The organism is Cytobacillus oceanisediminis, from assembly GCF_003182355.1.
Classification (GTDB): domain Bacteria; phylum Bacillota; class Bacilli; order Bacillales; family Cytobacillaceae; genus Cytobacillus; species Cytobacillus oceanisediminis_A.
In genome coordinates, this window is record NZ_QGTW01000008.1 from 223,430 (window position 1) to 248,089 (window position 24,660).

21 protein-coding genes are annotated in these 24,660 nt (G+C 41.3%); 1 reads left to right on the plus strand and 20 read right to left on the minus strand.

All coding sequences use genetic code 11. The features are described 5' to 3' along the window. Positions 1–55: 55 nt before the first annotated feature. From DFO73_RS16250 to DFO73_RS16350, 20 genes are all read right to left on the minus strand, one after another. On the minus strand, positions 56–787 hold the full coding sequence (locus DFO73_RS16250) for a DUF881 domain-containing protein (protein ID WP_110065773.1): 732 nt from the start codon (positions 785–787) through the stop codon (positions 56–58). Beyond that, the gene (locus DFO73_RS16255) at positions 735–1,526 is read right to left on the minus strand and encodes a cell division protein FtsQ/DivIB (protein WP_110065774.1); all 792 of its coding nucleotides are present in this window, start codon (positions 1,524–1,526) and stop codon (positions 735–737) included. The genes DFO73_RS16250 and DFO73_RS16255 overlap by 53 nt, the downstream gene beginning before the upstream one ends. Positions 1,527–1,920: 394 nt before the next feature. After that, positions 1,921–2,829: a UDP-N-acetylmuramate dehydrogenase gene (murB, locus tag DFO73_RS16260; protein WP_110065775.1), complete on the minus strand. Its 909-nt coding sequence runs from the start codon at positions 2,827–2,829 to the stop codon at positions 1,921–1,923. Positions 2,830–2,897: 68 nt separating this feature from the next. Continuing rightward, positions 2,898–3,986: an undecaprenyldiphospho-muramoylpentapeptide beta-N-acetylglucosaminyltransferase gene (gene murG, locus DFO73_RS16265; RefSeq protein WP_110065813.1), complete on the minus strand. Its 1,089-nt coding sequence runs from the start codon at positions 3,984–3,986 to the stop codon at positions 2,898–2,900. A gap of 549 nt (positions 3,987–4,535) precedes the next feature. Further along, positions 4,536–5,636: a stage V sporulation protein E gene (gene spoVE / locus DFO73_RS16270; protein WP_110065776.1), complete on the minus strand. Its 1,101-nt coding sequence runs from the start codon at positions 5,634–5,636 to the stop codon at positions 4,536–4,538. A gap of 168 nt (positions 5,637–5,804) precedes the next feature. Continuing rightward, positions 5,805–7,157 (minus strand): UDP-N-acetylmuramoyl-L-alanine--D-glutamate ligase, encoded by a 1,353-nt coding sequence (gene murD, locus DFO73_RS16275; protein WP_110065777.1) that lies wholly within the window; start codon positions 7,155–7,157, stop codon positions 5,805–5,807. Further along, positions 7,158–8,132 carry a phospho-N-acetylmuramoyl-pentapeptide-transferase gene (mraY, locus tag DFO73_RS16280; protein WP_110065778.1) on the minus strand — a complete coding sequence of 325 codons (975 nt, stop codon included), beginning with the start codon at positions 8,130–8,132 and terminating at the stop codon, positions 7,158–7,160. Between the two features lie 2 nt (positions 8,133–8,134). Further along, a complete protein-coding gene (locus tag DFO73_RS16285) occupies positions 8,135–8,584 on the minus strand; it encodes a hypothetical protein (protein WP_110065779.1) in 450 nt (149 codons plus the stop codon). 1 nt (position 8,585) lies between these two features. Then, positions 8,586–10,046, minus strand: a complete 1,461-nt coding sequence (locus DFO73_RS16290; protein WP_110065780.1) for a UDP-N-acetylmuramoyl-L-alanyl-D-glutamate--2,6-diaminopimelate ligase — start codon at positions 10,044–10,046, stop codon at positions 8,586–8,588. A gap of 283 nt (positions 10,047–10,329) precedes the next feature. Further along, positions 10,330–12,249 carry a stage V sporulation protein D gene (locus tag DFO73_RS16300; protein ID WP_110065782.1) on the minus strand — a complete coding sequence of 640 codons (1,920 nt, stop codon included), beginning with the start codon at positions 12,247–12,249 and terminating at the stop codon, positions 10,330–10,332. A 93-nt stretch (positions 12,250–12,342) separates the two neighbouring features. Next, positions 12,343–14,559 (minus strand): penicillin-binding protein, encoded by a 2,217-nt coding sequence (locus DFO73_RS16305; RefSeq protein ID WP_110065783.1) that lies wholly within the window; start codon positions 14,557–14,559, stop codon positions 12,343–12,345. Beyond that, a complete protein-coding gene (gene ftsL, locus DFO73_RS16310) occupies positions 14,559–14,924 on the minus strand; it encodes a cell division protein FtsL (protein ID WP_110065784.1) in 366 nt (121 codons plus the stop codon). The genes DFO73_RS16305 and ftsL overlap by 1 nt, the downstream gene beginning before the upstream one ends. Positions 14,925–14,974: 50 nt before the next feature. Further along, entirely contained in the window at positions 14,975–15,907 is a 933-nt protein-coding gene (gene rsmH / locus DFO73_RS16315) for a 16S rRNA (cytosine(1402)-N(4))-methyltransferase RsmH (RefSeq protein WP_110065785.1), read from the minus strand. Between the two features lie 124 nt (positions 15,908–16,031). Continuing rightward, positions 16,032–16,463 carry a division/cell wall cluster transcriptional repressor MraZ gene (gene mraZ / locus DFO73_RS16320; protein WP_026581511.1) on the minus strand — a complete coding sequence of 144 codons (432 nt, stop codon included), beginning with the start codon at positions 16,461–16,463 and terminating at the stop codon, positions 16,032–16,034. Between the two features lie 290 nt (positions 16,464–16,753). Continuing rightward, positions 16,754–18,388: a bacillithiol biosynthesis cysteine-adding enzyme BshC gene (gene bshC, locus DFO73_RS16325; protein ID WP_110065786.1), complete on the minus strand. Its 1,635-nt coding sequence runs from the start codon at positions 18,386–18,388 to the stop codon at positions 16,754–16,756. 463 nt (positions 18,389–18,851) lie between these two features. After that, positions 18,852–19,247 carry a DUF3397 domain-containing protein gene (locus DFO73_RS16330; RefSeq protein WP_110065787.1) on the minus strand — a complete coding sequence of 132 codons (396 nt, stop codon included), beginning with the start codon at positions 19,245–19,247 and terminating at the stop codon, positions 18,852–18,854. Positions 19,248–19,262: 15 nt separating this feature from the next. Further along, positions 19,263–20,147: a 2-dehydropantoate 2-reductase gene (locus DFO73_RS16335; protein WP_110065788.1), complete on the minus strand. Its 885-nt coding sequence runs from the start codon at positions 20,145–20,147 to the stop codon at positions 19,263–19,265. Positions 20,148–20,340: 193 nt separating this feature from the next. Then, the gene (locus DFO73_RS16340; protein WP_110065789.1) at positions 20,341–21,882 is read right to left on the minus strand and encodes an acyl-CoA carboxylase subunit beta; all 1,542 of its coding nucleotides are present in this window, start codon (positions 21,880–21,882) and stop codon (positions 20,341–20,343) included. Positions 21,883–22,169: 287 nt separating this feature from the next. After that, entirely contained in the window at positions 22,170–22,382 is a 213-nt protein-coding gene (locus DFO73_RS16345; RefSeq protein WP_110065790.1) for an acetyl-CoA carboxylase biotin carboxyl carrier protein subunit, read from the minus strand. Between the two features lie 15 nt (positions 22,383–22,397). After that, positions 22,398–23,741: an acetyl-CoA carboxylase biotin carboxylase subunit gene (locus DFO73_RS16350; RefSeq protein ID WP_110065791.1), complete on the minus strand. Its 1,344-nt coding sequence runs from the start codon at positions 23,739–23,741 to the stop codon at positions 22,398–22,400. Between the two features lie 343 nt (positions 23,742–24,084). Here DFO73_RS16350 and DFO73_RS16355 point away from each other — a divergent pair, with 343 nt between their 5' ends. Beyond that, complete coding sequence (locus tag DFO73_RS16355) at positions 24,085–24,558, plus strand: N-acetyltransferase (protein ID WP_110065792.1); 474 nt, start codon at positions 24,085–24,087, stop codon at positions 24,556–24,558. Positions 24,559–24,660: the final 102 nt, after the last annotated feature.

A 24,660-nucleotide genomic window follows, 5' to 3' on the forward strand; every position in this document is an offset into this window, starting at 1 on the left:
TCCTTTTGTGGACACATCGTTAAATTAAAAGGGAAGAATATTGAATTGATCGGCTTTAAGTCCCCAGTAACGGTTCCATGATAATTTCATCATTTTTTTCAAGTGTAAATTGGATGTTTTCATCTACCAATGTATCCTTAACTCCGCCTGTTAAATTGAGAGCTGACGAAAGAACATCTGCATCACCTATAGCCGTGATAACAAAGGGGGCTGGATGCTGGTAGCCGTCTACTTCAATCACTGGCCCGTTGCAAACTACATAGGAGCTGTGGGATAGCCTCTGCCCATTTATAGAGACTGCGGCAGCTCCGGAAATATATAGCTCATTGACAACCTTAAATACATGGTGTTCATGAACTATATAATTATTGATGTTTTCCTCATCTGGATTATAATCCCCATCTGCAAGGGTAACCTCTACACCCTCACCCTTTACTTTAACTTTACCGAGGTGCATCCTATATTTTTCTGCATCCTCAGCCAGGTTAAAATAAACCTGAGCTTCCTGGGACAGCTCTTTTTCAATTTCCAGGACATTTTCCTGCTTCTCATTCAGTTCCTTCTGAAGTGCCCTGTTTTTTTCCTCCAGTTCAACCAGCTGATTTCGAAGTTCCAAATCTCTTTCCCATTGCTTTCCCGTCATTGCGGATTTATCATTTTCCCCCTGGGTTAGGTGGTAGGAAAAGGCCATCATATAACCCAGCACCAGAAAGACCAATGAGAAAATGACATGATTACCCTTCACCTTCATTTTCTTCTTCAACCTTTTCAGCTCCCTCTGTCTCATATTCTTTAAAATAAGAGCCTACTTCCAAGTCGATGATGCCTTTTATTTCAGGATCCAGCTGGCTTACGATAGAGGGATAATGTGCCATTTTTTCTGAAAAACTTCTTAATGTTGCACTAACCTCAAAACCATCATTCATATAAAGAGTAATATGAAAAGAATCAGTATCTTTAGGAGTATGCTGTATCTCGGATATGGAATTTAAGACTTCTTCAGGCAAGGTCTCCAGTTCCCCGATCATCATTTTAAGTATATCCCCTTCTGAAAACCCGCTAAGGATAGGGGCGTTAACAGGAATCTCGGCTACCTTTACATCCTTTAAAATTTTCCCATTCTCCAAAACCGGCAAATAATGTTTCTCTTTTGTTATGTAGGCAATGCGCTTTAGTTCATCCACCTTTATGGCAACCGTGTTTGGCAAATGAATCTTTACATCGGAAGATTTAATTTCGGGCAGCTCTTTAAGCTTACCCTCGATAACCTCTTCTTCAACCTTCCAAATATTTGTTTTTTCAGTAACACCGCTGATTTGTATTATTTCTTCTTTATCATAAATTGAATTTCCGGATACCCTAATTTGCTTAATGTGGCTTAAGGGCGATTGAAAGTATATAACTAAAACAATCAGCGAGAAGAAAAGCAGGAGCAAAAAAATCAGCCTTCTATTCGCTTTTTTCCTCCTCTGCTGTTTCAGTTTTGGTATTCGATCCTCAAGCGAGACAACCTTACTTTTCTCCATTTTAAAATTCACCCCACATAGAAATGCGCAAGGCCCCGCCTATCGGCGACAAACTTAAGACCTCGAGCCGATGGCACCTGGATCTAGACAATTATCCAAGTTTGGAATTTTCCTCCCTTTACTAAAGCAAAAGCGCCGCACCATGTGCTTGAGCCAGACTGTGCCTTGCCTCAAAGAAATAATTTCTTAGAAAATAGGAAAAATGAAAATGGATGGCTCTTCCCCTAATAGCACCCTTTCGAATGGCTTGTCCATTTTTATTGAATTAGGAATACATAAGGGGAGAGAACGGCATGTTTCCCATGCCGTTTCAATTAAAAAACAATAAATTGGTTTGCATGTCTAAGAAATTATTATATCACAATAAATGGAATTCGTAAGGTATTATTCCCCGTTACTTTCGGCCGATTATTTCAACTTCTGTTTCCATTTTCACACCATACAAATCGAAAATTGTATCCTTGGCATGCTGAATTAAAGCAAGCACATCTTCAGCTTTTGCATCCCCTGCATTTACAATAAAATTCCCATGCATATCGGATATTTTTGCTCCGCCTATTGAATGGCCCTTCAAGCCTGCTTTTTCAATCAGCTGGCCCGCATAGTCAGGCAGAGGGTTTCGGAAAATGCTGCCCGCACATGGGTAGTTCCATGGCTGGGTTTCCTTGCGGTAATCCTTGTTTTTCTGCATTGCTGAAGAAATCAGTTCCCTGTCTCCCTCTTTTAGCTGGAATACAGCTTCAGCCACGATCCCAGGCCGTTTTTTCTGCAGGATCGATGTTCTATAGGAAAATTCCATTTCTTCATTTGACAGCCATTCCATCTTCCCATCCTCAAATAGAATATGGGCTTGGGTTAATATTTGGGAAATATCAGATCCATGGGCACCTGCGTTCATATAAACGGCACCGCCGATAGAACCTGGAATACCGCTTGCGAATTCAAGACCTGATAACCCTTTTTTGCTGATGATCGTCGAAAGGGCAACTAAGGAGTATCCCCCCCCTGCCTTTAACTCCGAACCATTAAGCTCCATTTCATCCATGCCGCGGCCCAGTTTAATGACCGCCCCTTCTATTCCCCCATCGGAAACAAGCAAATTTGAGCCTCTTCCAATTGCAGTCCATTTTATGTTATGCTGACGGATCAGATCCATCGTTTTTGCCAGGTTTTCTATGGAAGAAGGCTCTATAAACAAATCGGCAGGACCGCCAATTTTCATTGTTGTATGATTGGCCATTGGCTCGTTTTTTTTGATTGTGCCAATATTCAAATCTCTAAGCTTGCTGATAAATTCGTCCATATATACCTCCCTTTCTCTTTATTACACCTAAATTTATTTATTCTATGCATATCTGGCCTTCAAGGCTACTATTGCAATTCGAGCATTAACCCGTATAGCCTTTTTGCCGCGTCTGGAATTCCTAAATTACGGGAAGCCTTCTTCATGTCATTCATTTTATTTGGATCGAGTATAATTTTGTCAATGCTATCAATAAGTTTTTTGCCTGTTAATTCTTTTTCCAAGAGCAGCTCTGCAGCGCCATGGTCACTTAATGCCCTCGCATTCTTTTCCTGGTGGTTGTTTGTCACATACGGGCTTGGGATTAAGATGCTGGGTATGCCCAAAGAAGTGATTTCTGCCAATGTAGTTGCACCTGCACGGGAAACCACAAGGTCAGCACCTGCAAGAACCTCTGGCATATTATGAATAAATGGCTTGATGATTACATTTTCCGGGCTTCCAACCAGCTCTACTTCTTTCCGGACATCCTCATAGTGGACATCACCGGTAATATATAAAACCTGATAAGGTTTTTCTCCCAGCTCAGCGAGTGTTTTTAGTACCGCATCATTTAGCGGCCTTGCCCCCCTGCTGCCTCCAAAAATTAATACAGCAGGTGTGCCGGTTTTCAAACCTGCGGATAGCCTCCCCTTGATTCCATCCTGCCCCAGTACTTCAGAAGCACGGGGATTGCCTGTTAAAATCGTTTTATTCTCCGGAAAAAAAGCCTTTGCTTCTTCAAAACAGACTGCAATGCGATCTACATATCTGCTAAGAAACTTATTGGTTAACCCCGGAACACTGTTTTGTTCATGGATGATTGTCGGCATGCCAAGTTTTGCCGCAGCATAAACCACAGGGCCGCATACATATCCGCCCGTTCCAATCACAATATCAGCTTTGAAGTCTTTTAGCATTTTTTTGCTTTCACGGACTCCCTTTAAAAACCTTAACACTGTTTTCACATTTTCTAAAGAAATCTTCCTCTTAAAACCGGTTATATGTATAGACTTAAAAGGTATGTTTTCACGTTTGACTATCGTATTTTCCAATCCTTTTTCAGTGCCTATATATAGAAATTCGGCATCTTTATGTTCTTTTTGGATTTCTCTTATGAGCGCAAGGGCCGGATATATATGTCCGCCAGTTCCCCCGCCGCTAACCGCTATTTTCATTCTTTCACCTCTTAAAAGAGTCTTATAAAAAGGCTCTGTTAACTTCCTGTTGATTTCCGCTCCATGCACTCAGCGAACCGCAGGCGGTCCGACGCTCCTCCCGCAGGACTTTGAATAAGCTTCTCCGATTTACACCGCAAGAAGGAAATACGTATGCATTTTTGAGGATTTCACGCCTTCCATTCCCAAACAACGGGTGCTAAAATCATCATTTAGCTTTAACACAGCCCATAAAAAGAAAAGATTCGCATAAACTAGGACTAATGTCCAGCACTGCTCTATTCTTTTTCCGAGATGATGATCCAACGCAAGAGTGAACACTCTCTGTAAAAAAAATCACTCCCCCGCTTTTCCCTATTCTACTATATTTAAAACGAATAGATAGGAACGGATACCATAATGTTAAAGAATTGTAATAATGCAAAGCCTTACATTGCTTGCTTTATTAAATGATAATAGGAGAAAAGGCCGGATTTCCCTTTTTGATGACTCCAAAAAAGAAACCCTGTATGACAGGGTTTCAGAGATAATACATCTTCAGAACAACTTCTAGTACCGTGCATAACGGCTTATATTTAGTAGAACCCCTATAGCCATAAGCATGAGGGTGAGTGATGAGCCTCCATAACTCAAAAAGGGAAGAGTAATGCCGGTAACGGGCATCAAGCCGGTTACAACCCCAATATTGATCATTACCTGAATGGCAACCATGGCAATAATTCCTACAGCCAAAAAACTTCCGTAAAGGTCAGGTGCACCCAATGCAATCCGTATCCCACGCCATAAAAGAAGCGCGAATAATAATATAACAAATGACCCGCCGATAAAACCCAGCTCTTCAGCTAAAATAGCAAATATAAAGTCTGTTTGCGGCTCCGGAAGATAAAAAAACTTCTGTCTGCTTTGGCCAAGCCCCAACCCGAACAATCCTCCCGGCCCAATGGCATAAAGGGATTGGATAATTTGGAATCCGCTTCCTAATGGATCTTCCCACGGATCCAGGAAGGATGTAATCCGCTTAATTCTGTATGGAGCCGACAAAACCAGCGCAACAAATCCCGCCAAACCTGCGACACCAAACCATACAAAATGGCTGATTCTGGCTCCTGCTATAAAGATCATAACCACACAAGTCCCGACCATAACCGTTCCTGTCCCTAAATCAGGCTGAAGCATAATCAATCCAAAAGCCAAAAAAACAAGGCCTAAAGATGGAACAAGTCCTTTTCTGAAGGACGTAATGAGCTTCTGCTTTTCAGATAAGAACTTTGCCATAAAGACGATCATGGCAAGCTTCATGAATTCCGAAGGCTGGACGGAAAATGCGCCAACTCCAATCCAGCTTCTTGAACCATTCCGTACATTTCCGATTCCCGGAATTAGCACCAGCAGCAAAAGCACAAAACAGACAATTATTAATACTTTGGCCCATGTTCTCCACGTCCAGTAATCAACATTCATAATAAAAAACATAGCAATGATTCCAACGCCTGCAAAAAGCATTTGCCTTTTTGCAAAGAAAAAGGAATCATCAAATTTATAGTCTGCCCATATCGCACTTGCGCTATAAACCATGGTCAAGCCTACAGCAAGCAGCATAAACGTGACAATCATTAGTATAAAATCGGGAGTGGTTTTTTTTGTCGGCAACGCAATACACCTCGAATGCAAGTTTTAGGGCTAATCAAGAAAGCAAATCGCCAGCGGTCAGATTTTGACCTTCAGACCTTTTTGCTTAACCGATTAAAAAGCTCTAATTGTACCGCGAAGGAGATGTATGCCTAAGCTGTTCTTTCCTCTAGTCCCGCAGACAAGCCCTTATTTAAGCTTATGCACCGCATCTATAAACATGTCTCCCCGAACCTCAAAAGTTTTATATTGGTCCCAGCTTGCACAAGCCGGAGAAAGCAGAATGACATCTCCAGGCTCAGATAGCTTAAAGGCAGAAGGTACGGCTTTTTCAACATTATCGACACGCTCGATTGTTTTTATTCCGGCTTCCAAGGCTGCCTTCTCAATCTTTTCTGCTGTTTGTCCAAAGGTAACAAGAGCTTTAACCCGTTTTAAAGATGGAATTAACTCATCAAAACCATTTCCGCGGTCTAGCCCTCCAGCCAGAAGAATGATAGGATCGCTAAAAGCTGATAATGCATTTTTCGTTGCCAAAATATTTGTCGCTTTGGAATCATTGTAAAATTTCCTGCTCTGGTATTCGGCCACATATTGAAGACGGTGTTTAACACCGGCAAATGTACCTAAGACGCTAATAATTGCTTCATTTTCAACCCCGGTCAGCTTGGCTGCTGCCATCGAGGATAATATATTCTCAAGGTTATGCGCTCCCGGTAAGGCGACATCTTTTCTTTCCATCACCTTTTCGCCATTGAAGCAAATCCATCCATCTTTAACATAAGCGCCTTCAGACAGCTCTTTTGTTGGTGAAAAAGGGATAATTTTCGCCTTGGACCCTGCTGCAACTTCCATAACTTCCGGTTGGTCGGCATTAACTATGAAGTAATCATTGCTTGTCTGATTCATCGTAATATTCGCTTTGGCAGCATGGTACTCTTCTATCGTTCCATGGTAGTCCAAATGGGCATCATAAAGATTTGTCAATATAGCAATACGTGGCCTGAACTCCTGTATGCCCATAAGCTGAAATGATGATAGTTCAATCACGATATTATTTTCTTCAGCAGCTTCCTGTACAACTTCGGAAGCAACGGTACCGATATTTCCAGCAATCAGCGGCTTTTTGCTGCCTGCCTGAAGCATTTCAAACGCAAGTGTGGTTGTAGTCGTTTTACCATTTGTGCCTGTAATAGCAATAAAAGGAGCTTCAGATACCTGATAGGCAAGCTCTACCTCTGTTATAACGGGTATGCTCTTTTCCTCGGCCCCTTTAATCATAGGATTATGGTATGGAATCCCCGGGTTCTTAACAATAAGCTCAAACCCTTCTTCCAGGAGTTCAATGGGATGGCCGCCGCAAATTACCGTAATTCCCTGCTCAAGCAGCCCCTGGGCTTCAGGGTTTTCCGCCAGAGGCTTAAAATCATTCACAGTAACAAACGCTCCGAGTTTATGTAAAAGGGCAGCTGCACCAACTCCGCTTTTTGCCAGCCCCAACACTAATATTTTTTTATGACGATAGCGATTTATCTCCTTCACTTACACCCACACCTCAATATATATTCCGAGAATTGCAAACAGAAGGCCAACAGTCCAGAAGGTTACAACTACCCGCCATTCAGACCATCCCACCAGTTCATAATGGTGATGAAGCGGGCTCATCCGAAAGATTCGCTTCCCGGTCGTTTTAAAAGAAGCTACCTGTAAAATAACAGACAGCGTTTCTATAACAAAAACACCGCCAATAATAATTAAAATGATTTCAAGCTTTGTAAGAATGGCAATAGTTGCTATTGCCCCGCCTAAAGCCAGGGAACCTGTATCCCCCATAAATACTTTGGCTGGATGGGCATTAAATACAAGAAAGCCCAATACAGCTCCAACTACAGCTACGGAAAAAATAGAAACTTCAAATTGCGACTGGTTCCACGCCAATACCGCAAAGGCTCCAAAAGCAATTGCCGAAGTACCTGAAACAAGGCCATCCAATCCATCTGTAAGATTGACCGCATTAGAGAAACCAACTAGCCAGAAAATAATAAAGAATACATACCACCAGCCCAAATCAAAAGAAAGGTCTGTCAGCGGAATATGCACTTCTGTGGAAAATTCATTTTGCCTGAAAACAAAATAAAATATAACCGAAATTATGATTTGGCCCAGAAGCTTTTGCTTTGAAGTTAGCCCAAGATTCCGCTTTAAGGCTACCTTAATAAAATCATCAAGGAATCCAAGGAGGCCAAAGCCCAGTGTGACCAATAATAATAAATATGTCTTAACGGTAGGTTCTGAAAACTTCCCTGTCATCAGCAAGGTCGTTACCGTGATAGAGAGAAGAATCATGATTCCTCCCATTGTCGGTGTGCCCGTTTTTTTCTGATGGGATTTAGGTCCTTCCTCACGAATGCTTTGCCCGAATTTTAATCTTCTTAAGAAGGGAATAAAAATGGGAGATAGCAAGACTGTTATCAAAAAGCCTGCCAAAATTGTGAAAAAAATAACTTGCTCCATCATATTTATCCCCTCCTTTCGCGTTTGGCATTTCCGGATGCTTCATATAATTTTTCTGCCATCACAGCAATATCATATGTTGCTTCGTTTTCTTTAAGACTTTTTTCATCTAAAAAAAGGAAATTTGTTATGTTGATCTTTTCTTCTGCTTTGCTTATTTTTTCTATATATAATTCCATGATATCCTTTAAGCCTTTCGTTAAGTCATTTGTATAAAAAACAGGAAAATGATTAGGTGTATATGCCGGTACCTCGTCCTTCTCTTTCCAAAGGGCGGCAACTGCCCCATTTCCAATCGCTTCTTTCAGATCCCCTGATTCTTCAATAGGGAGATAGACTCCTTTTGGCTGTACGATCGATGAGGAAGCAGCTACCGTATGAAATTGCAGCTCATTGTCCTTTATCCCTGTTGTATTTGGAAACAATTTCGCTAAATCACCATACGTTAAATACATTTTATCGCTCCTCTATCGCCTCTTTTGCAACTTGCCGGTCATCAAAATCAAAAACCTGGTTTCCAATTTGTTGATAAGTTTCATGGCCTTTGCCTGCTATTAGAATCACATCACCCTCACCGGCATTTTTCACTGCATAGTGAATGGCCTCTTTCCGGTCGACAATCGTCTTATATTTTTCGCCCTTTGCCCCCTCTTCCATGTCCCTTAAGATTTGGAGCGGATCCTCGCTGCGCGGGTTATCTGAAGTGAAAATTGGGTCGGTGCTGTACTGGCATGCTATTTCAGCCATAATTGGCCTTTTGGAACGGTCTCTGTCCCCTCCGCAGCCGACAACTGCAAAAATCCTCTTCTGGGCGAATTGCTTTACAGTTTCCAAAGCATTCTTCAGGCTGTCTGGAGTATGTGAATAGTCGACTATTACGGAGAAATTCTGTCCTGCATCAACCGTTTCGAACCTGCCGGAAACACCTTTTACTTCCTCGACGGATTTAATGATTTTGCTTATCGGTATTCCCGAGGCAACTCCGGCCCCTATACTGGCCAGTACATTGTATACGCTGAATTTCCCTATCATTTTAAGGGATACTTTATGCTTTCCAAATGGGCTGGATAAATCAAAAGCCGTACCTGCAGAAGTCATTTCAATATTGACCGCTCGAAGATCTGCTTCATGATCAATTCCATATGACAGCACATGTGCTGCAGTGGACTTTTCATACTCAGCTGAAGCCGGGTCATCTGCATTTAATATCGCATACTTTGGCCTTTCATGATTAAAGGCACTTCCCAGCTGCGCAAAAAGAAGCCCCTTCGCCCTGCGGTATTCATCCATTGTTTTATGATAATCCAAGTGATCCTGGGTTAAGTTAGTAAACACAGCTACATCAAAATCACAGCCATGTACACGGCCCTCATCCAGCGCATGGGATGAAACTTCCATAACGGCGGAGTCTGCGCCAGAATCCGTCATTTTTTTAAATGTGCTTTGCAGGGTAAGGCTTTCAGGTGTCGTATTTTTCACTTCGAAAGTTTGTTCCCCGATTTTTGTGTACATCGTTCCAATTAAACCAGTTTTCCTTCCAGCATCAGCAAGGATTTTTTCAATCAAGTGGCTTGTTGTCGTTTTTCCGTTAGTACCGGTTATTCCAATCAGATGAAGCTTTTGGCTTGGCTGCCCATAAAAAGCATCAGCAAGCACGGCCATTGCCCTCCGTGTGTTCTTTACCAAAATTACTGGTATATCCAAATCCAATTCCTTCTGTGCAAGGACAGCAGCCGCTCCCTTTTCTGCAGCTGAAACGGCAAAATCATGGCCGTCAACCGTATAACCTTCTATACAAACAAATAAGCTTCCGGCTGTTACTTGCCGGTTATCGTTCACAATTGATGTGATTTCTGGATTTTCCCCTTTGTAAGACATATATGGCTGCAGATAATGCAGCACCGTATGTAATTTCATGTCATTCATTCCTCTCATTCTAAAGCAGCGCTATCTGTTTTCCTCTTTAATTAGCAATCTGATTCCTTGCAGATTAAAAAATCTTGTCATCCGCCAGAGTGATTCCCAGCTTTAAAAATAAAACCAATCGATACGATTCCAAAATCATAGCGATATATATTGTACATGATAATTGCCTTTTTAGCCATTTAATCATATACCTTTTTCCCAATATGATATTAATAACATTTTTCTCCAAAAAACAAAAATTCAGGCGGCGCAATATTGTGCCGCCCTCTGGCTGTTATTCTCTATCATCGAAGAACAGACGGATTGTCGAGCCTTCCTTAAGCTTTATACCCGGTTGAGGCGTTTGCTTAACCACTGTATTTCCTGTTCCGCTCGCATCGATTTTTAAGTTAAGGTATAGCTCGCCCAAATCTTTCTTTGTCATGCCAACCATGTCAGGAACTTCAATCATTGGAGAGTCCATCCAAGTCAGCTCTTTTTCGATTTGATCTTTTCTGGGTTTTACACCCATGCTCCGCAAACTGTCTCCCATAATCTCCCCAACAATTGGTGCGGCAACAACACCGCCAAACTGAACGGTTCCTTTGGGATTATCTACTGCCACATAGACGACAAGCTGCGGATCGTCTGCTGGAGCAAATCCGATAAAAGATACTATATGATTATTTTCAAGATAACGTCCATTTTGAGCTTTTTGCGCGGTTCCTGTTTTACCGCCAACACGGTATCCGTCAACGAATGCTTTTTTACCGGATCCCTTGGCAACAACCGATTCCAGTGCAAGCCGAATTTCATCGGAAGTTTCTTTTGAAATTACTTTCCTCTTAGCCTCAGGTGATTTTTTCATTAAAATTTCACCGTTTGCCGGATTTATTAATTCTTTTGCTATATATGGCGTATATAATGTCCCGCCGTTAACTGCGGCAGAAATGGCGGCAACCTGCTGGATCGGAGTAACGGAAACACCCTGTCCAAATGCAGTGGTTGCCTGCTCAACAGGGCCTACACGTTCAAGGTTAAACAAAATCCCCTTGCCTTCGCCCTGAAGATCAATGCCTGTTTTTTCCCCAAAACCAAAATCACGAATATATTTAAATAAAGTTTCCTTGCCTAATCGCTCCCCAAGCTCTACAAAACCAGGGTTACAGGAATTCTGGACAACTTCAAGGTATGTCTGGCTGCCATGACCGCCTTTCTTCCAGCATCTTAGCCTTGCACCTCCAACTTCAACAAACCCTGGATCATGGAAGTGATCTTTTTCCAAGTCTACCTTGCCCTCTTCCAAAGCAGCTGCCAGAGTAATAATCTTAAAAGTGGAACCCGGCTCATATGTACTCCAGATAGGGAGGTTCCGGTTGTATATTTCGGGCGGCACGTTTCTAAAGTTGGCAGGGTCAAAATCAGGCCGGCTCGACATGGCCAGGATTTCACCGTTATTCGGATTCATGGCAATAGCAATAATGCCATCAGGGTTATATTCAGCCTGGGCTATATCAAGCTCCCTCTCAACAATCGTTTGGATCTTTGAATCAATGGTAAGCTTCAAATCCATTCCATCAACAGGCGGCTTGTAGTCATCCGCCATATCGTTCATGCGCTCGCCCTTGGCATTCGCATAAAATTTCACCGAACCTTCTTTTCCTTTAAGTTCTTCATCATAGTATAACTCAAGGCCCATCAAACCCTGATTGTCAATTCCAGCAAAACCGAGCACATGGGAAAGGTAGTTTCCAAACGGGTAATGGCGCTTTGAGTCTTCACCAATATAGACGCCTTCTATTTCTAAAGAACGAATCTCTTTTGCTTTTTCATGGGAGATTTTCCGTCCTTCAGGAATTTTCACGCTTGATGCTCTTTTGGTGATAAGCTGGTAAGCTTTTTCCTTCGACATATTCAAGACAGCAGCCAATTTCTCAGAAGCATCTGCAGGATCCTTTATTTGCCTTGGGACAACGTATACAGTTGGCGCACTGACATTAGTGGCAAGCGGAACGCCGTTTCGATCCACAATTTCCCCTCTCTCGGGTTCAAAAGGGATATCCCTGCTCCAGAGTTCCTTTGCGCCATCAGTAAGTATATTGCCAAGAAAAAACTGTACATACCCAAGACGCAAATCGATAATAAAAAAAACAAGAATACCAACGAACAAAGCTACAGTCAACCGTTTCCGAACGGTTACATTTGAAACACGCATGTACGAACGAACCTCCTTAGATTATGGCTCGTTCAAATATATGCTTGTACCCATATGAATAGAACGCACTGCCTATCTGACAGTGCGTTCCATTTAATCAAGCACTTCTTCCGATTCATCCTGCCCCTCTTCTTTTTCCACTTCATTATATTTTTGGGCAGGAGGCTCCAGCTCGACGATTAAATAATCCCCTTCACTTAAAGCAGCCCCGGCCTTCAGATTTTGTTTCACCACATATCCATTACCTACTGTATTTAGCTTTAAGTTGGCCAGCTTTGCCACTTTCATAACATCCCTAAGCGACCAGCCGTTCATGTCAGGCACTGTTAACTCGCCATCCGTCTTAAGGATAACCCTTTCTCCTTCAAGCAAATTATACATATTGCCGGGAACTTGTCTCTCTACTTTATTACCTTTTCCCAGCACAATCGCCTCAAATCCGAACTTTTTCAGCTTAGCTTTTGCCTCTTCAATTGTCAGCCCTTCCACTTCAGGTGTTTGTTCAGACTTAATCTTAAGTTTTTTGGAAGGCTCAATATTTAAATACTGCAAGCTGCTTTTCATAACAGGAGTAAAAATCTTGGAAACCGGCTCGGCACCATTCGTGTTAAGATCAATATCCGGCTGCTGCACAGCCACATAGATAATCAATTCAGGGTCATCCTTTGGAGCCATGCCTAAAAAGGAGAAGATGAAATTTTCATGCCCGGTTAGATATCCGCCTCCATTAGGATCAGGGATTTGTGCAGTCCCCGTTTTTCCGGCAACCTCGTACCCTTCAATATTATAGCGTTTGTAGCCTGTACCATTTTCAGAAGAAACAACTGTCTCCAAAATATCTCTCGTTTTCTTAGCCGTCTCCGCTGATATCGGATTAGCTTTTACCTTTGGTTTCGTTTCCTTCACAACTTCTTTTTTATCGCTATCAACAATTTTGCTGATTACATGCGGCTGCATCATCTTTCCGTCATTAGCGATCGCTGTAGCCGCCTGGATTTGCTGAATTGGCGTAATAGCGGAACCCTGGCCGAATCCGGTTGTTACTTTCTCCAGCGGCCATTCATATACAATATTGCCGCCCGTTTCATTAGGCAGGTCAATTCCGGTAGGATCATCAAAACCAAACTTGGTTACATATTCTCTATACGTTTCATAACCCAGTTTTTCTTTCACTATTTTCGCAAATGCGACATTGGAGGAACGCTGAACCCCCTCAAGATAAGTAATGGGTCCCCATCCGCGCCCCTGATTATGGTCTCTTACTGCCTTAGAATTTTCAGTTACTTTATAGCTCCCTGACTTAAACCATTCATTAGGATTAAACACTCCTTCTTCAATCGCTGCTGCCAAAGTAAAGATTTTCATGGTTGAGCCTGGCTCGTAAGAGTTTTCGATAACTTCATTATGCCAGGTTTCTTCTATGCCTTCCTTTGTTTTTGGATGGAAGGAAGGCCTTTGGCCCATAGCAAGAATGTCACCAGTTTTCGCATCCGCAACAACAGCTACCATTTTCTTGGGCTTATATTCTTTATCCACCTTGTTCATTGAATCTTCAAGGAAGGTTTGGATTTTTTTATCTATTGTCAAATAGACGTCTTTACCATTTTGAGCAGGCTTGATCCTTTCATCTCCATTTGGAAGCAGATAGCCCCAAATATCACTTTCATAGCTGAACTTTCCATCCTTGCCTGTCAGAATATCATTTAAACTCTGCTCCAATCCCAGCATTCCGACTGTATCAGTCTTGTTCGTTTCAGCCTTCTTCTTTTCGACATACCCAATCAGGTGTGAAGCAAAGACGCCATTTGGATAGAACCGCTTGGAATCCGTAATAAATGTAATGCCCGGAAGTTTCATATCCTCTATTTCACGTTTTGTTTTTAATGGAAGATCACGTCCGGCTTTTCCAAATTCTACTTGAAATGGTGTTTCTCCGTCTTTTGTTTTTTTGGTAAGTATTCTATAAATCTCCGACTCTTCCAGATCTATTGCCTTAGATAGTTCTTTTGCTGTTTTATCCGGATCCTTAACATAACCAGGTTTCATGCTTTCATCCAAAATAGCCACAAGCTTATAGGAGACAGTATCCTCTGCAATTACTTCGCCATTGCGGTCATAAATGGTGCCCCTTCTGGCTTCAATCGTTTTTTCCCGTTCATATTTTTTCTGAGCCTTGGCAGCAAGAACTTGCCCGTCTGCTTCTCCAGTTATTTGGATAGAAATAAAACGAAAAAGCAATACAAAAAAGAGCAGGCTGAATATTAGGAATAATATCGCTGCTCCAAAATTTATATTTGGCTGTTTCTTCATTAATCTTCCACAACCTTGACATTATTTCCGCTAAATTTCAATCCCATTTCTTCAGCTTTTGCCTTGATGCGCTCATATGTACTTAGCTCGCTGACCTGCATTTCAAGATCCCCGTTTACCTTGGTCTGTTCCTGAATAGCCCGTTCTGTTTGCTGTATTTCTTTGTTTACTTCATAAATGGCTGCTTGGTTTGATACCATTTGGACTGCACCAAAACATACGATGCCCGTAAAAGCAAGTCCAAGAATTTTTTCTCCAGGAGAAAGCCATGATTTTCTGGACTTTAATTTTTTTGGGGCCTCTAGCGGCTGGGTTTGCTGCTGATATTGCTGTTCTTCCTGAATCTTTCTTGCTAAATTGCTCATAATTTCCCTCCTGTTTTTTTATTTTATCTATGCACTAATTCCATGATTGCTTAAAGTTTTTCCGCTATCCGCAGTTTTGCGGACCTTGCACGGTTATTATGTTCCAGCTCTTTTTCAGAAGGAAGGATTGGCTTTCTTGTTATCAGCTTTAAAATTGGTTTATACTCGTCAGGAATAATTGGCAGTCCTGGCGGCAAATTCGGTGTTTCACTAGTTTTTTTGAATGTGGCTTTGCAAATCCTATCCTCAAGGGAATGGAAAGTAATCACACTGATTCTTCCTTTGGGGTTTAGGATATCAATGGCCTGCTGCAATGAATTTTCAAAGACGCCAAGTTCATCATTAACAGCAATTCTGATAGCCTGAAACACTCTCTTAGCAGGATGTCCGCCTTTTCTCCTTGCAGGAGCAGGTATTGCATCTTTAATAATTTCTACCAACTGCCCGGTTGTTTCAATTGGAGCTTCTGCTCTGGCCGCTTCAATTTTTCTTGCAATTTGCTTGGAGAATTTTTCTTCTCCGTATCTGAAGAAAATCTTTACAAGCTCTGCATAGTCCCAGCCGTTTACAACATCAAAAGCTGATAGCTCTGCTTCCGTATCCATCCTCATATCCAGCGGGGCATCATTATGGTAGCTGAACCCCCGTTCCGGTGTGTCTAATTGCGGAGAGGAAACGCCGAGATCATATAGAACGCCATCAACCTTAAGTACACCCAACTTTTCCAGTTCTTCCTGAAGATACTTGAAGTTACTTTTAATAATAGTTATTCTGTCGCCAAATTTAGCAAGTTTTTCTTTTGCATGGGCAATAGCCGTATCATCCTGGTCAAAAGCGTATAGCTTTCCATTATCAGAAAGCTGTGAGAGAATCAGCTCGCTATGTCCTGCACCGCCTAAGGTACAATCCACATAAACTCCATCCGGATGAATATTCAAGCCATCGACTGTTTCCTTTAATAGTACTGTTGTATGATCAAACATAGTTGTATGTTTCCACCTTTCCAATCCGAAAAGCGCTGGATGCCTTAACAGCATCCGGAGCTAGACAGTCATCTTTGTTAAGATAATTTACCCTGCGGGAAATTATATCAATAAAACATTCCCATTATATATCAAACCCAATCATATTTTCTGCAATATCAGCAAAAGATTCTTCTGACTCTGCAAAATAATCTTCCCAAAGATTCTTGCTCCATATTTCAATCCGATTGGAAACGCCCAGTACTACACATTCTTTTTCCAATTTTGCATATTGCAGAAGCGGGGAAGCAATATTTATTCTTCCTTGCTTGTCTATTTCGCATTCAGTAGCACCTGAAAAGAAAAAACGGGTAAAAGCGCGGGCATCTTTTTTTGTAAGAGGCAAGCCTTTTAATTTTTCTTCAAGCAGCCTCCACTCGTCCATCGGGTAGCCAAACAAACATTGATCGAGTCCGCGGGTCAAAACGAAGGTTTCGCCCAAGTTGTCCCGGAACTTGGCCGGCACGATGAGACGGCCTTTATTATCAACGTTATGATGGAACTCACCCATGAACATACCCACTGCACCCACTTTCTAACTCAAATGTACCACATTCCCCCACTTTCCTCCACATGTTTTTAATTATTCTACCACTGCATTTAAAATCCTGCCTCCCTAGAGTTTTTCAAGGAATTTCCGTTCGTCTTTTTATTACAATTTCTTTAAGGGCATTACGTTTTTTTCACAGCCATCTTCTTGCTTGCATACATGCTGGCCTATCAATATTTAACTCTGTTGTATTTGCTTAAAAAGGGGGAAAAAAAGACCTTATCCAAATGGATAAGGCAGAAGAATATTGGCGAATGTTAAATTTTTATGACTTTGTGTGTCCCATCAAATACAAATGGACACTCCAAAAGATCATTCACAAAACTCATACCATATTTATTAATGTAATACAGCCCGTTCCAGACTCTCTCTTGCGGAGACCCTCCCGGCCTTAAATTATTTTCCACTTTTTCATACTTATTAATGATTACATCATACTTTTTCTGGATTGTTTGCTGAATTTTCGACTCCATAAAATCCATCTGCTTTACAAGCAGTTCCTCGTTTTTCTTCAACATCGGAAGCAATGCATGGGCTTCTTTCCCAGTTAATTCTTCTATTAAAACATAGTTTTGCTTTAACTGCTCTTTTGTTTTTCTGAACTGCTCTTCAATGCTTTCATTTTTAATTTGCTCAAGGTAATCATTTTTCTTTACTGCTGTCCCGAAGGTAAGCACTTCCTGCAAATCGAGGCCTATTTCCTTCATGTCGCTTTCCACCGAGCGTTCTAAAATGGTAATATTCAGCCGAGGCATAATTGGAGGCATTTTCATTCCAAACCACTCAAATGCCTTTTTCAGCTCAGCCCAATAGGCAATTTCGCCCGGTCCCGCAATAAACGCCAATGTCGGAAACAGCCATTCCTGAGTGATCGGCCTTGTTACAACATTATTGCTTAGCCTTTCAGGATATTTTTCAGCAATCTCCAAAAGCTCATCCATCGTAAACTCGTGGAAACCCTCTTTTCCAGTGAACACCTTTTTCTCCTGATTATATTCAAGGAGTATTCTTTCCTTACGCTTTTCATCGTAATAAAATAGATTTGCAGCATTTTCGCTAATTTCAATCGCATTAGGAAACCCGGTTCGTTCCAGCTGATTCTGCTGCTCTCTAACCCTTTTTGTTATTTCACCGAAGCTTTCAACCTGCTTTGTAAATATGCCTCTTTCAAGCATACGCAAATTTTTATCACCAGAATCGACCAGCAGCAATCCTGAATCTTTAAACAGATGCATGATAATCCCTGCAAAAAGATCAACAAAACTTTTAGATTGGTTTATGGTATCACTTAGTGTTTTAAGGAGCTCTTTTGTATATTGTGTCTCACCAAATGACTCTATGATAGTCTCCACCCATGATTTGCATTTATCACGATCCAAAAAAATATTGGAAACCATAATTTTTTCAAATACCTTTTCAGGATAAATCACTTTCTCCATTTTATTTGCCTTTTCAACAAACACATGGTTAACTTCCTGATAATCGTGGTCCTCGCCAGCAATCCAGAAAACAGGTACGACAGGAATGCCCAGCTCTTTTTCCTTTTGTTGGGCAAGTGAGATAATCGATATAATTTTATGTATGGTATACAGCGGGCCCGTTAGAATTCCGGCCTGCTGCCCTCCAATAATAACAGCACTATTTTCTTGCTTCAGCTTCTCAAGGGATTGATGCACTGCTGTAGAGGCAGGAAAGCGGTCCATAAACTTTCCGATATATTCAGAAAGTTCATTTCTCATAAATGACCGATCCTTTAATTCCCCTAACCGCGCTTTATAGTCTATAGCAGAATTATAGCGATAGTGAAAAAACTGCATAAGTTCTTCGGTTTGTCGTGTATAATTTGTTGCAAACCGGTTGGTGGCCGGCAATGAGAGATTAAGAATCTCCATTAATGAACTTCCTTTCTGATTCCATTTTTCAAAGGTTGTTCAAAAAGTCCTGGAAAAGCAGGAGTCGAATCTATGCACAGAATGTTTAATCCGACGCTAGCCACAGGACAAGGAACCCTTCGGACGCATTTTGTCACACGACCAAAAGCGCAGCTTTTGGGAGGACACGGCAGTCTTTAGTCAGGCTGTGTCAGCTTGCTTCTCTGCTTAACACATATCAAAACCAGACCCTTGAAAAAGTAAGGGTGCTTTTTGCAAGGAATTTGCTACTGAAGTTTCGAGCTTATGCTTCGCTATTCAAGCTGTGCTTCCTGACCTTCTTGGCTCTTTTTGTCCTCCTTTTTGAACACTCACTTTATTTCATCTTCTGAGTATATCATTGTCTGAATTGAAAAGAAAAAAACTTTGCTTATCTAAATGTTTCAATTCTAGATATTTTTAGTTTTTGTCATACAAAAGCTTTTTAAGGAATGAACACAACAGCCGTAACCCTTTGGACCAGCCCAATAATAATGAGGATAACATACACGGTAAAGTACAACAGGAAATTGAATCGCCAAAACCCTTTAAACATAACACGCAGGCTTATTTCCTGTTTAACCCTCCAATGAATAATAACAAAAATTACCGCTGTTACAAGCAATGATAAAAGAATCATCCATAAATATGATTGATCCCAAATAACAATGATTAAAAAATGGACAGACAGTATAAATAAAAAAGTGCTGACATCCAAAGCAATATGTACAGATCTTCGGTGTTTTTTTGTTATTTGTTTACTGATAATAAACACAGCTAGATATCCAAGTAATGGAATTGTAACCAATGTTGCGATGAAAGCCGAAAACACTGTATTCAATATATTTCCCCCTTTTTACTCCTTCCCTTTAATCAGGCAATAAAGGCTTTCAGAAAATGGAGCCCCCATCTTCTTTCTAGCTGCTTCCTCAAGGATATAACCCAGGATAGCATCTATTTCTGTATGTCGGCCTTCTTCAATATCCTTCAGCATGGAGGATCGGTTATTCCCTGTATGCCTGCAAACCATTTTCACATGGGTAAATGCTGCCTCTTTATCAGCTATATCCAATATTGTACTTACTTCACCAAACAGCTTTAAAAACAAACGGTAATAATATTGATTTTCCAGAAGCTCCCCATTTCTGACACGAAGCACAGCAGTCAATGGATTAATAACAGAGTTAACAATCAGCTTTTCAATCAGCATCCCTTTATAATCTTGTTTAAAAACAAAAGGAAAATAATTTAATACCGGTTCGGAAATTGCCTGTAAAAAAGTTAAATCGCCTTTTATGGCAGCCAGCTTTGTTGCCCCTATCCCAGTATGCATAACAGTGCCTGATTCCACTTTGAGTGCACCATGTTCAACACTTCCTACAAAGAGATGATCAGCTTCGAGACTCTGAATCCACTTTAAATGCCCCATGCCATTTTGGAGAAACAGCAATGATAAGTGACGGCCAAGGCTCATTTTCTTCATACTGCAAACAACCTCTGGAATACTATACTGTTTAACAGCAACGATAGTTAAATCCTCTTCGCCCTTCCATTCTGAAAAAAGGCTTGCCTGGATAGGATGGTTAAAGCGTTTCCCATCCCTTTCAAATATAAGACCCTGTGAACGCAGCCTATCCGCCTGGCTATTATTTCTAACATACACCTGCACGTTATGGTGTTCATTCAAATAATGGGCAAATAATAGGCCAATGGCGCCACCGCCGATAATAGCAATCTTCATAACTTACTCCCATAATAATTTTGTCATTGGCTATATTTTATCAAAATAAAATAAAACATGGGTAAATTGGAATGTTTACTCATTTCTTTCAAAATATTATATTTATTTTTAAATTCCATCTTGATTTAAAGAAATCCTTTAAAAAAAATCCCTTTTTCGAAATTCCGAAAAAGGGATTTTTCATTTGCTTATATTAAACCGGGTAAACTGGGTGCTTTCGTACGCTAAATGTTAATTCTTTCGTTTCATACAGATCAAAACGGTTAATCAGGACATTTCTTAAATCTGATGGCGAAACAATATCGTCAACGATTAATTCTGAGGCAAGCTTATAAATATCTATCGTTTCTTTATATTCCTGCTGCTTTTCCTGAACGTATTTAATTTTTTCTTTTGGATCTTCTATTGCATTAATTTTATTAGAATAGACTGCATTTACCGCGGCCTCAGGCCCCATAACGGCGATTTGCGCAGTGGGAAGCGCAATGCAGCAGTCAGGCTCAAACGCTGGACCGGCCATCGCATATAACCCTGCACCATATGCTTTTCTAACGACAACAGAGATTTTAGGAACAGTAGCGGAGCTCATAGCTGCAATCAGCTTTGCGCCATGACGGATAATCCCTGCTCTTTCTACCTTAGTTCCAATCATAAATCCAGGAACGTCGGCCAGGAACAATAATGGAATATGGAATGCATCGCAAAGCTGAATAAATTTCGCGCCTTTATCAGCAGAGTCCACAAACAATACTCCTCCCTTCACCTTAGGCTGGTTGGCAACAATTCCCACTGTCCTTCCGCCGATGCGAGCAAGACCGGTAATTAGCTCCGCTGCAAAAAGCTTTTTAATTTCAAAGAAGCTTCCTTCATCTATCAATGAATCAATGCACTCATACATATCAAATGGGGCATTTTGATTCTTAGGGATGATTTCTTCAAGGTCTCGCCCCGTCTTCGGCTTAACAGCCTCAAGCTTAGATGGCTTTTCTTTAAAGCTCGCCGGGAAATACCCCAAATATCTTCTGGCAGATTCAATTGCCTCTTCCTCGCTGTAGGCAAGCATATCTCCACAGCCGCTGACCGAACAATGCATGCGGGCTCCGCCCATTTCTTCAAGAGTAACCTTTTCGCCAATAACCTTTTCAGCCATTCTTGGTGACCCCAAGTACATGGAAGCATTCTGGTCTACCATTATGACAATGTCACAAAAAGCAGGAATATAAGCTCCTCCTGCAGCAGAAGGGCCAAATAACAGACAAATTTGCGGCACCATGCCGGAAAGCTTTACTTGGTTGTAAAAGATTCTGCCTGCTCCGCGTCTATTCGGAAACATTTCAAGCTGATCTGTAATTCGCGCCCCGGCCGAGTCAACCAGGTATAGGATTGGGACTTTTAGTTTTTCAGCAGTTTCCTGGATACGAATGATTTTTTCAACTGTTCTGGCACCCCAGGAACCTGCCTTTACGGTTGAATCGTTCGCCATAACGCAAACTGTTTGCCCGCTGATTTTCCCAATCGCAGTGACAACGCCATCTGCGGGCAGATCATTTTCCTGGCAGTTTGCAAACTTTCCATCCTCCTCGTAGAATCCATCGTCAAACAGCAGCTCAAGACGTCTTCTGACAAAGAGTTTATTTTGCGCTTCATTTTTTTCATGATACTTTGGATGTCCGCCGGCTTTGATTTCCCTGCTTCTTTCCTGCAGGGTTTCAGTTAATGTCTTTGCAGTGGTCATTCTCTTCCTCCTAGAATTAGATTTTCCCTACTTGGGATCATAATTTATTATCACAGTAAAATTCCCCTGTTGATTCAGCTCAAGAAGCTCAGCGAACTGCGGGCTGTCTGTCGCATGACGCGCCCTGCAGGGTCTCCCTTTAACACGCTTCTCCCGATGGACATTGAAATCAGCATCAGTGAATAAACACCGCACAAAGCAAAGGCGTGAGCATTATTTGAGGAGATCGCGCCATCCGCTCCAATCAACAGGATGCCAAAATCTACAAATAACTTTAACGAGCTAAATTATTCAAAAACGATAAGGACATCGCCTTCGTTCACGAAGTCTCCGACGTTCACTTTTATTTCAGCTACTTTTCCGGAAGCCTCACTTTCAACTGGTATCTCCATTTTCATGGATTCCAGCATTAGCACTTCCTGGCCCGCAGAAACCTCCTGGCCTGCCTCAACCATAATATTTAATACAGTACCTGCCATTGATGATGTGATTTCTCTCATTTGTAATTCCTCCTTTTATTTGATGGCGAACGCCTTTTCCGTTAAAAAAGCTGTTGAATAATTCCCTTTGCGGAAATCTTCGTCTCTTAAAATCTCTTTAAATAAAGGTGCATTTGTTTTAATGCCTTCTAATTTCAGTTCATCAAAGAATTGAACCGCTTTTTCGATTGCCTCTATTCTTGTTTCTCCATGGATAATGCATTTTGCAATCATCGGATCATAAAATGGGCTGACTGTTGTACCAGAAACATATCCATAATCAACCCGTACCCCAGGTGAAGCCCCCCATTCAAACATGGACAATTTACCTGGCGAAGGGAGGAAGGTTTTAGGATCCTCAGCATATAATCTGAATTCGATTGAGTGGCCATGCTGTTTAATTTCATTTTGTGAAAGCGGCAGTTTTTCCCCGCTGGCTGCCAGCAGCTGCCATTTTACAAGGTCAAGTCCTGTAATTTGTTCAGTCACCGGGTGTTCAACCTGGAGTCTTGTGTTCATTTCAAGAAAATAAAAACTTTCTTTTTCATCTACAATAAATTCAATCGTTCCTGCATTTTTATATTGAACAGCAGCTGCCGCAGTCAAAGCCGTTTCATACATCTTTTGCTTTGTTTGTTCTGATAGGAAAGGAGATGGTGATTCCTCAACAACTTTCTGGTGTCTCCTTTGAATCGAGCAATCCCTTTCAAATAAGTGAACGATATTTCCATGATTATCACCGAACACCTGGATTTCTACGTGTCTGGCATTTTGAATATACTTTTCTACAAATACTTCATCAGACCCAAAGTAAGCCCTGGCACGGGTTTTTGTAGAATCAAAGGACTTAGCGAGCGCTTGCTCATTTTCACAGCGCACCATGCCAATTCCTCCGCCTCCGCCGCTAGCCTTCAGCATAACCGGATAACCCATTGAATCCGCAAGCTTGCATGCTTCCTCCAAAGTAGATGTACCTTCACCGCTTCCAGGAACAACAGGTACCCCTGCTTCCATCATTGTTTTCCGGGAAACAATTTTATCCCCCATCATCTCAATCGTTTCAGGATCAGGCCCAATAAAGGTGATTCCAGCGTCTTTAACTGCTCTGGCAAAGCTCGCGTTTTCTGATAAGAAACCATATCCTGGATGGATTCCATCAACTTTTTCCCTTTTGGCAATCTCAAGTATGGTATCTGTTTTTAAATATGATTTATTAACAGGCGGTTCACCTATATTGAAAGCATATGTAGCTTCTTTAGCAAAAGGCAGGTCCTTGTCTGCATCGGAATATACGGCAACAGTTTCAATGCCCATTTCCCGGCAGGTTTTTATAATGCGCAAAGCAATTTCTCCCCTGTTTGCAATCAAAATTTTTCGCACAATCGATCCCCTTTCCAAGCATATTAATCCTGCAATAATATATATTTCTACAAACTTCTGCCTTTTTCCTGCTCGTTTTGTAAACGCTTTCTAAATTTTTATTAAAAAACTTGACGTTCGCAATTCTTTTCTGAATGCTAGCCCACTGGAAACACTACAGGATAACCCTTTGTAATCAGGATAAAGCTGCTTACTTCGAAAAAACTAATCTTAAGTGCAGAATTTTTTGTTTACTTGTTATATAATAATAGACAAAGAAAAAACTTTCGAATAGTCGGAAGATATTATTAAGCGGTTACATCTTTAAGAATCTATATACACCTTTGGCTAAGGGGGAGATTATATGAATTATAAAGTGGAAAAATTAAAAGTAAATTACAAAACTTTGGAAGAGTTTAAAAAATTTAAAGAGTATGGACTCCAGGAATTGTCCATGCTGGAGGACCTGGAAGCTAATATTATAGAAAATGACAGTGAATCGCCTTTCTACGGTATCTATTTCGGCGATAAACTAGTAGCACGCATGAGCCTTTACCAAATTGATGCAAGATTCGACCGTTATTTCGAGCCTGCTCAGGATTATTTGGAGCTTTGGAAGCTCGAAGTTCTGCCGGACTATCAAAATAAAGGCTATGGGAAAGCGCTTGTGGAATTCGCAAAAGGATTTGGACTTCCTATTAAAACGAATCCCCGAGTAAAATCAAAACCTTTCTGGGAGAAGATGGGCTTTTCCGCAGTCAATTATGATATGGAACGCGACCTTGGAGAGAACCCGCTTGCATGGTTCCCTGCAGGCGTTAAGGAACAGGCCCACTAATCACCGGGTTACTCTTGCATCTTAAAAACAATAAGAGATAAAGCGGACAAAGCTATTGTCCGCTTTATTTATGTTATTTAATTCTATTCCGGCAATAATTAT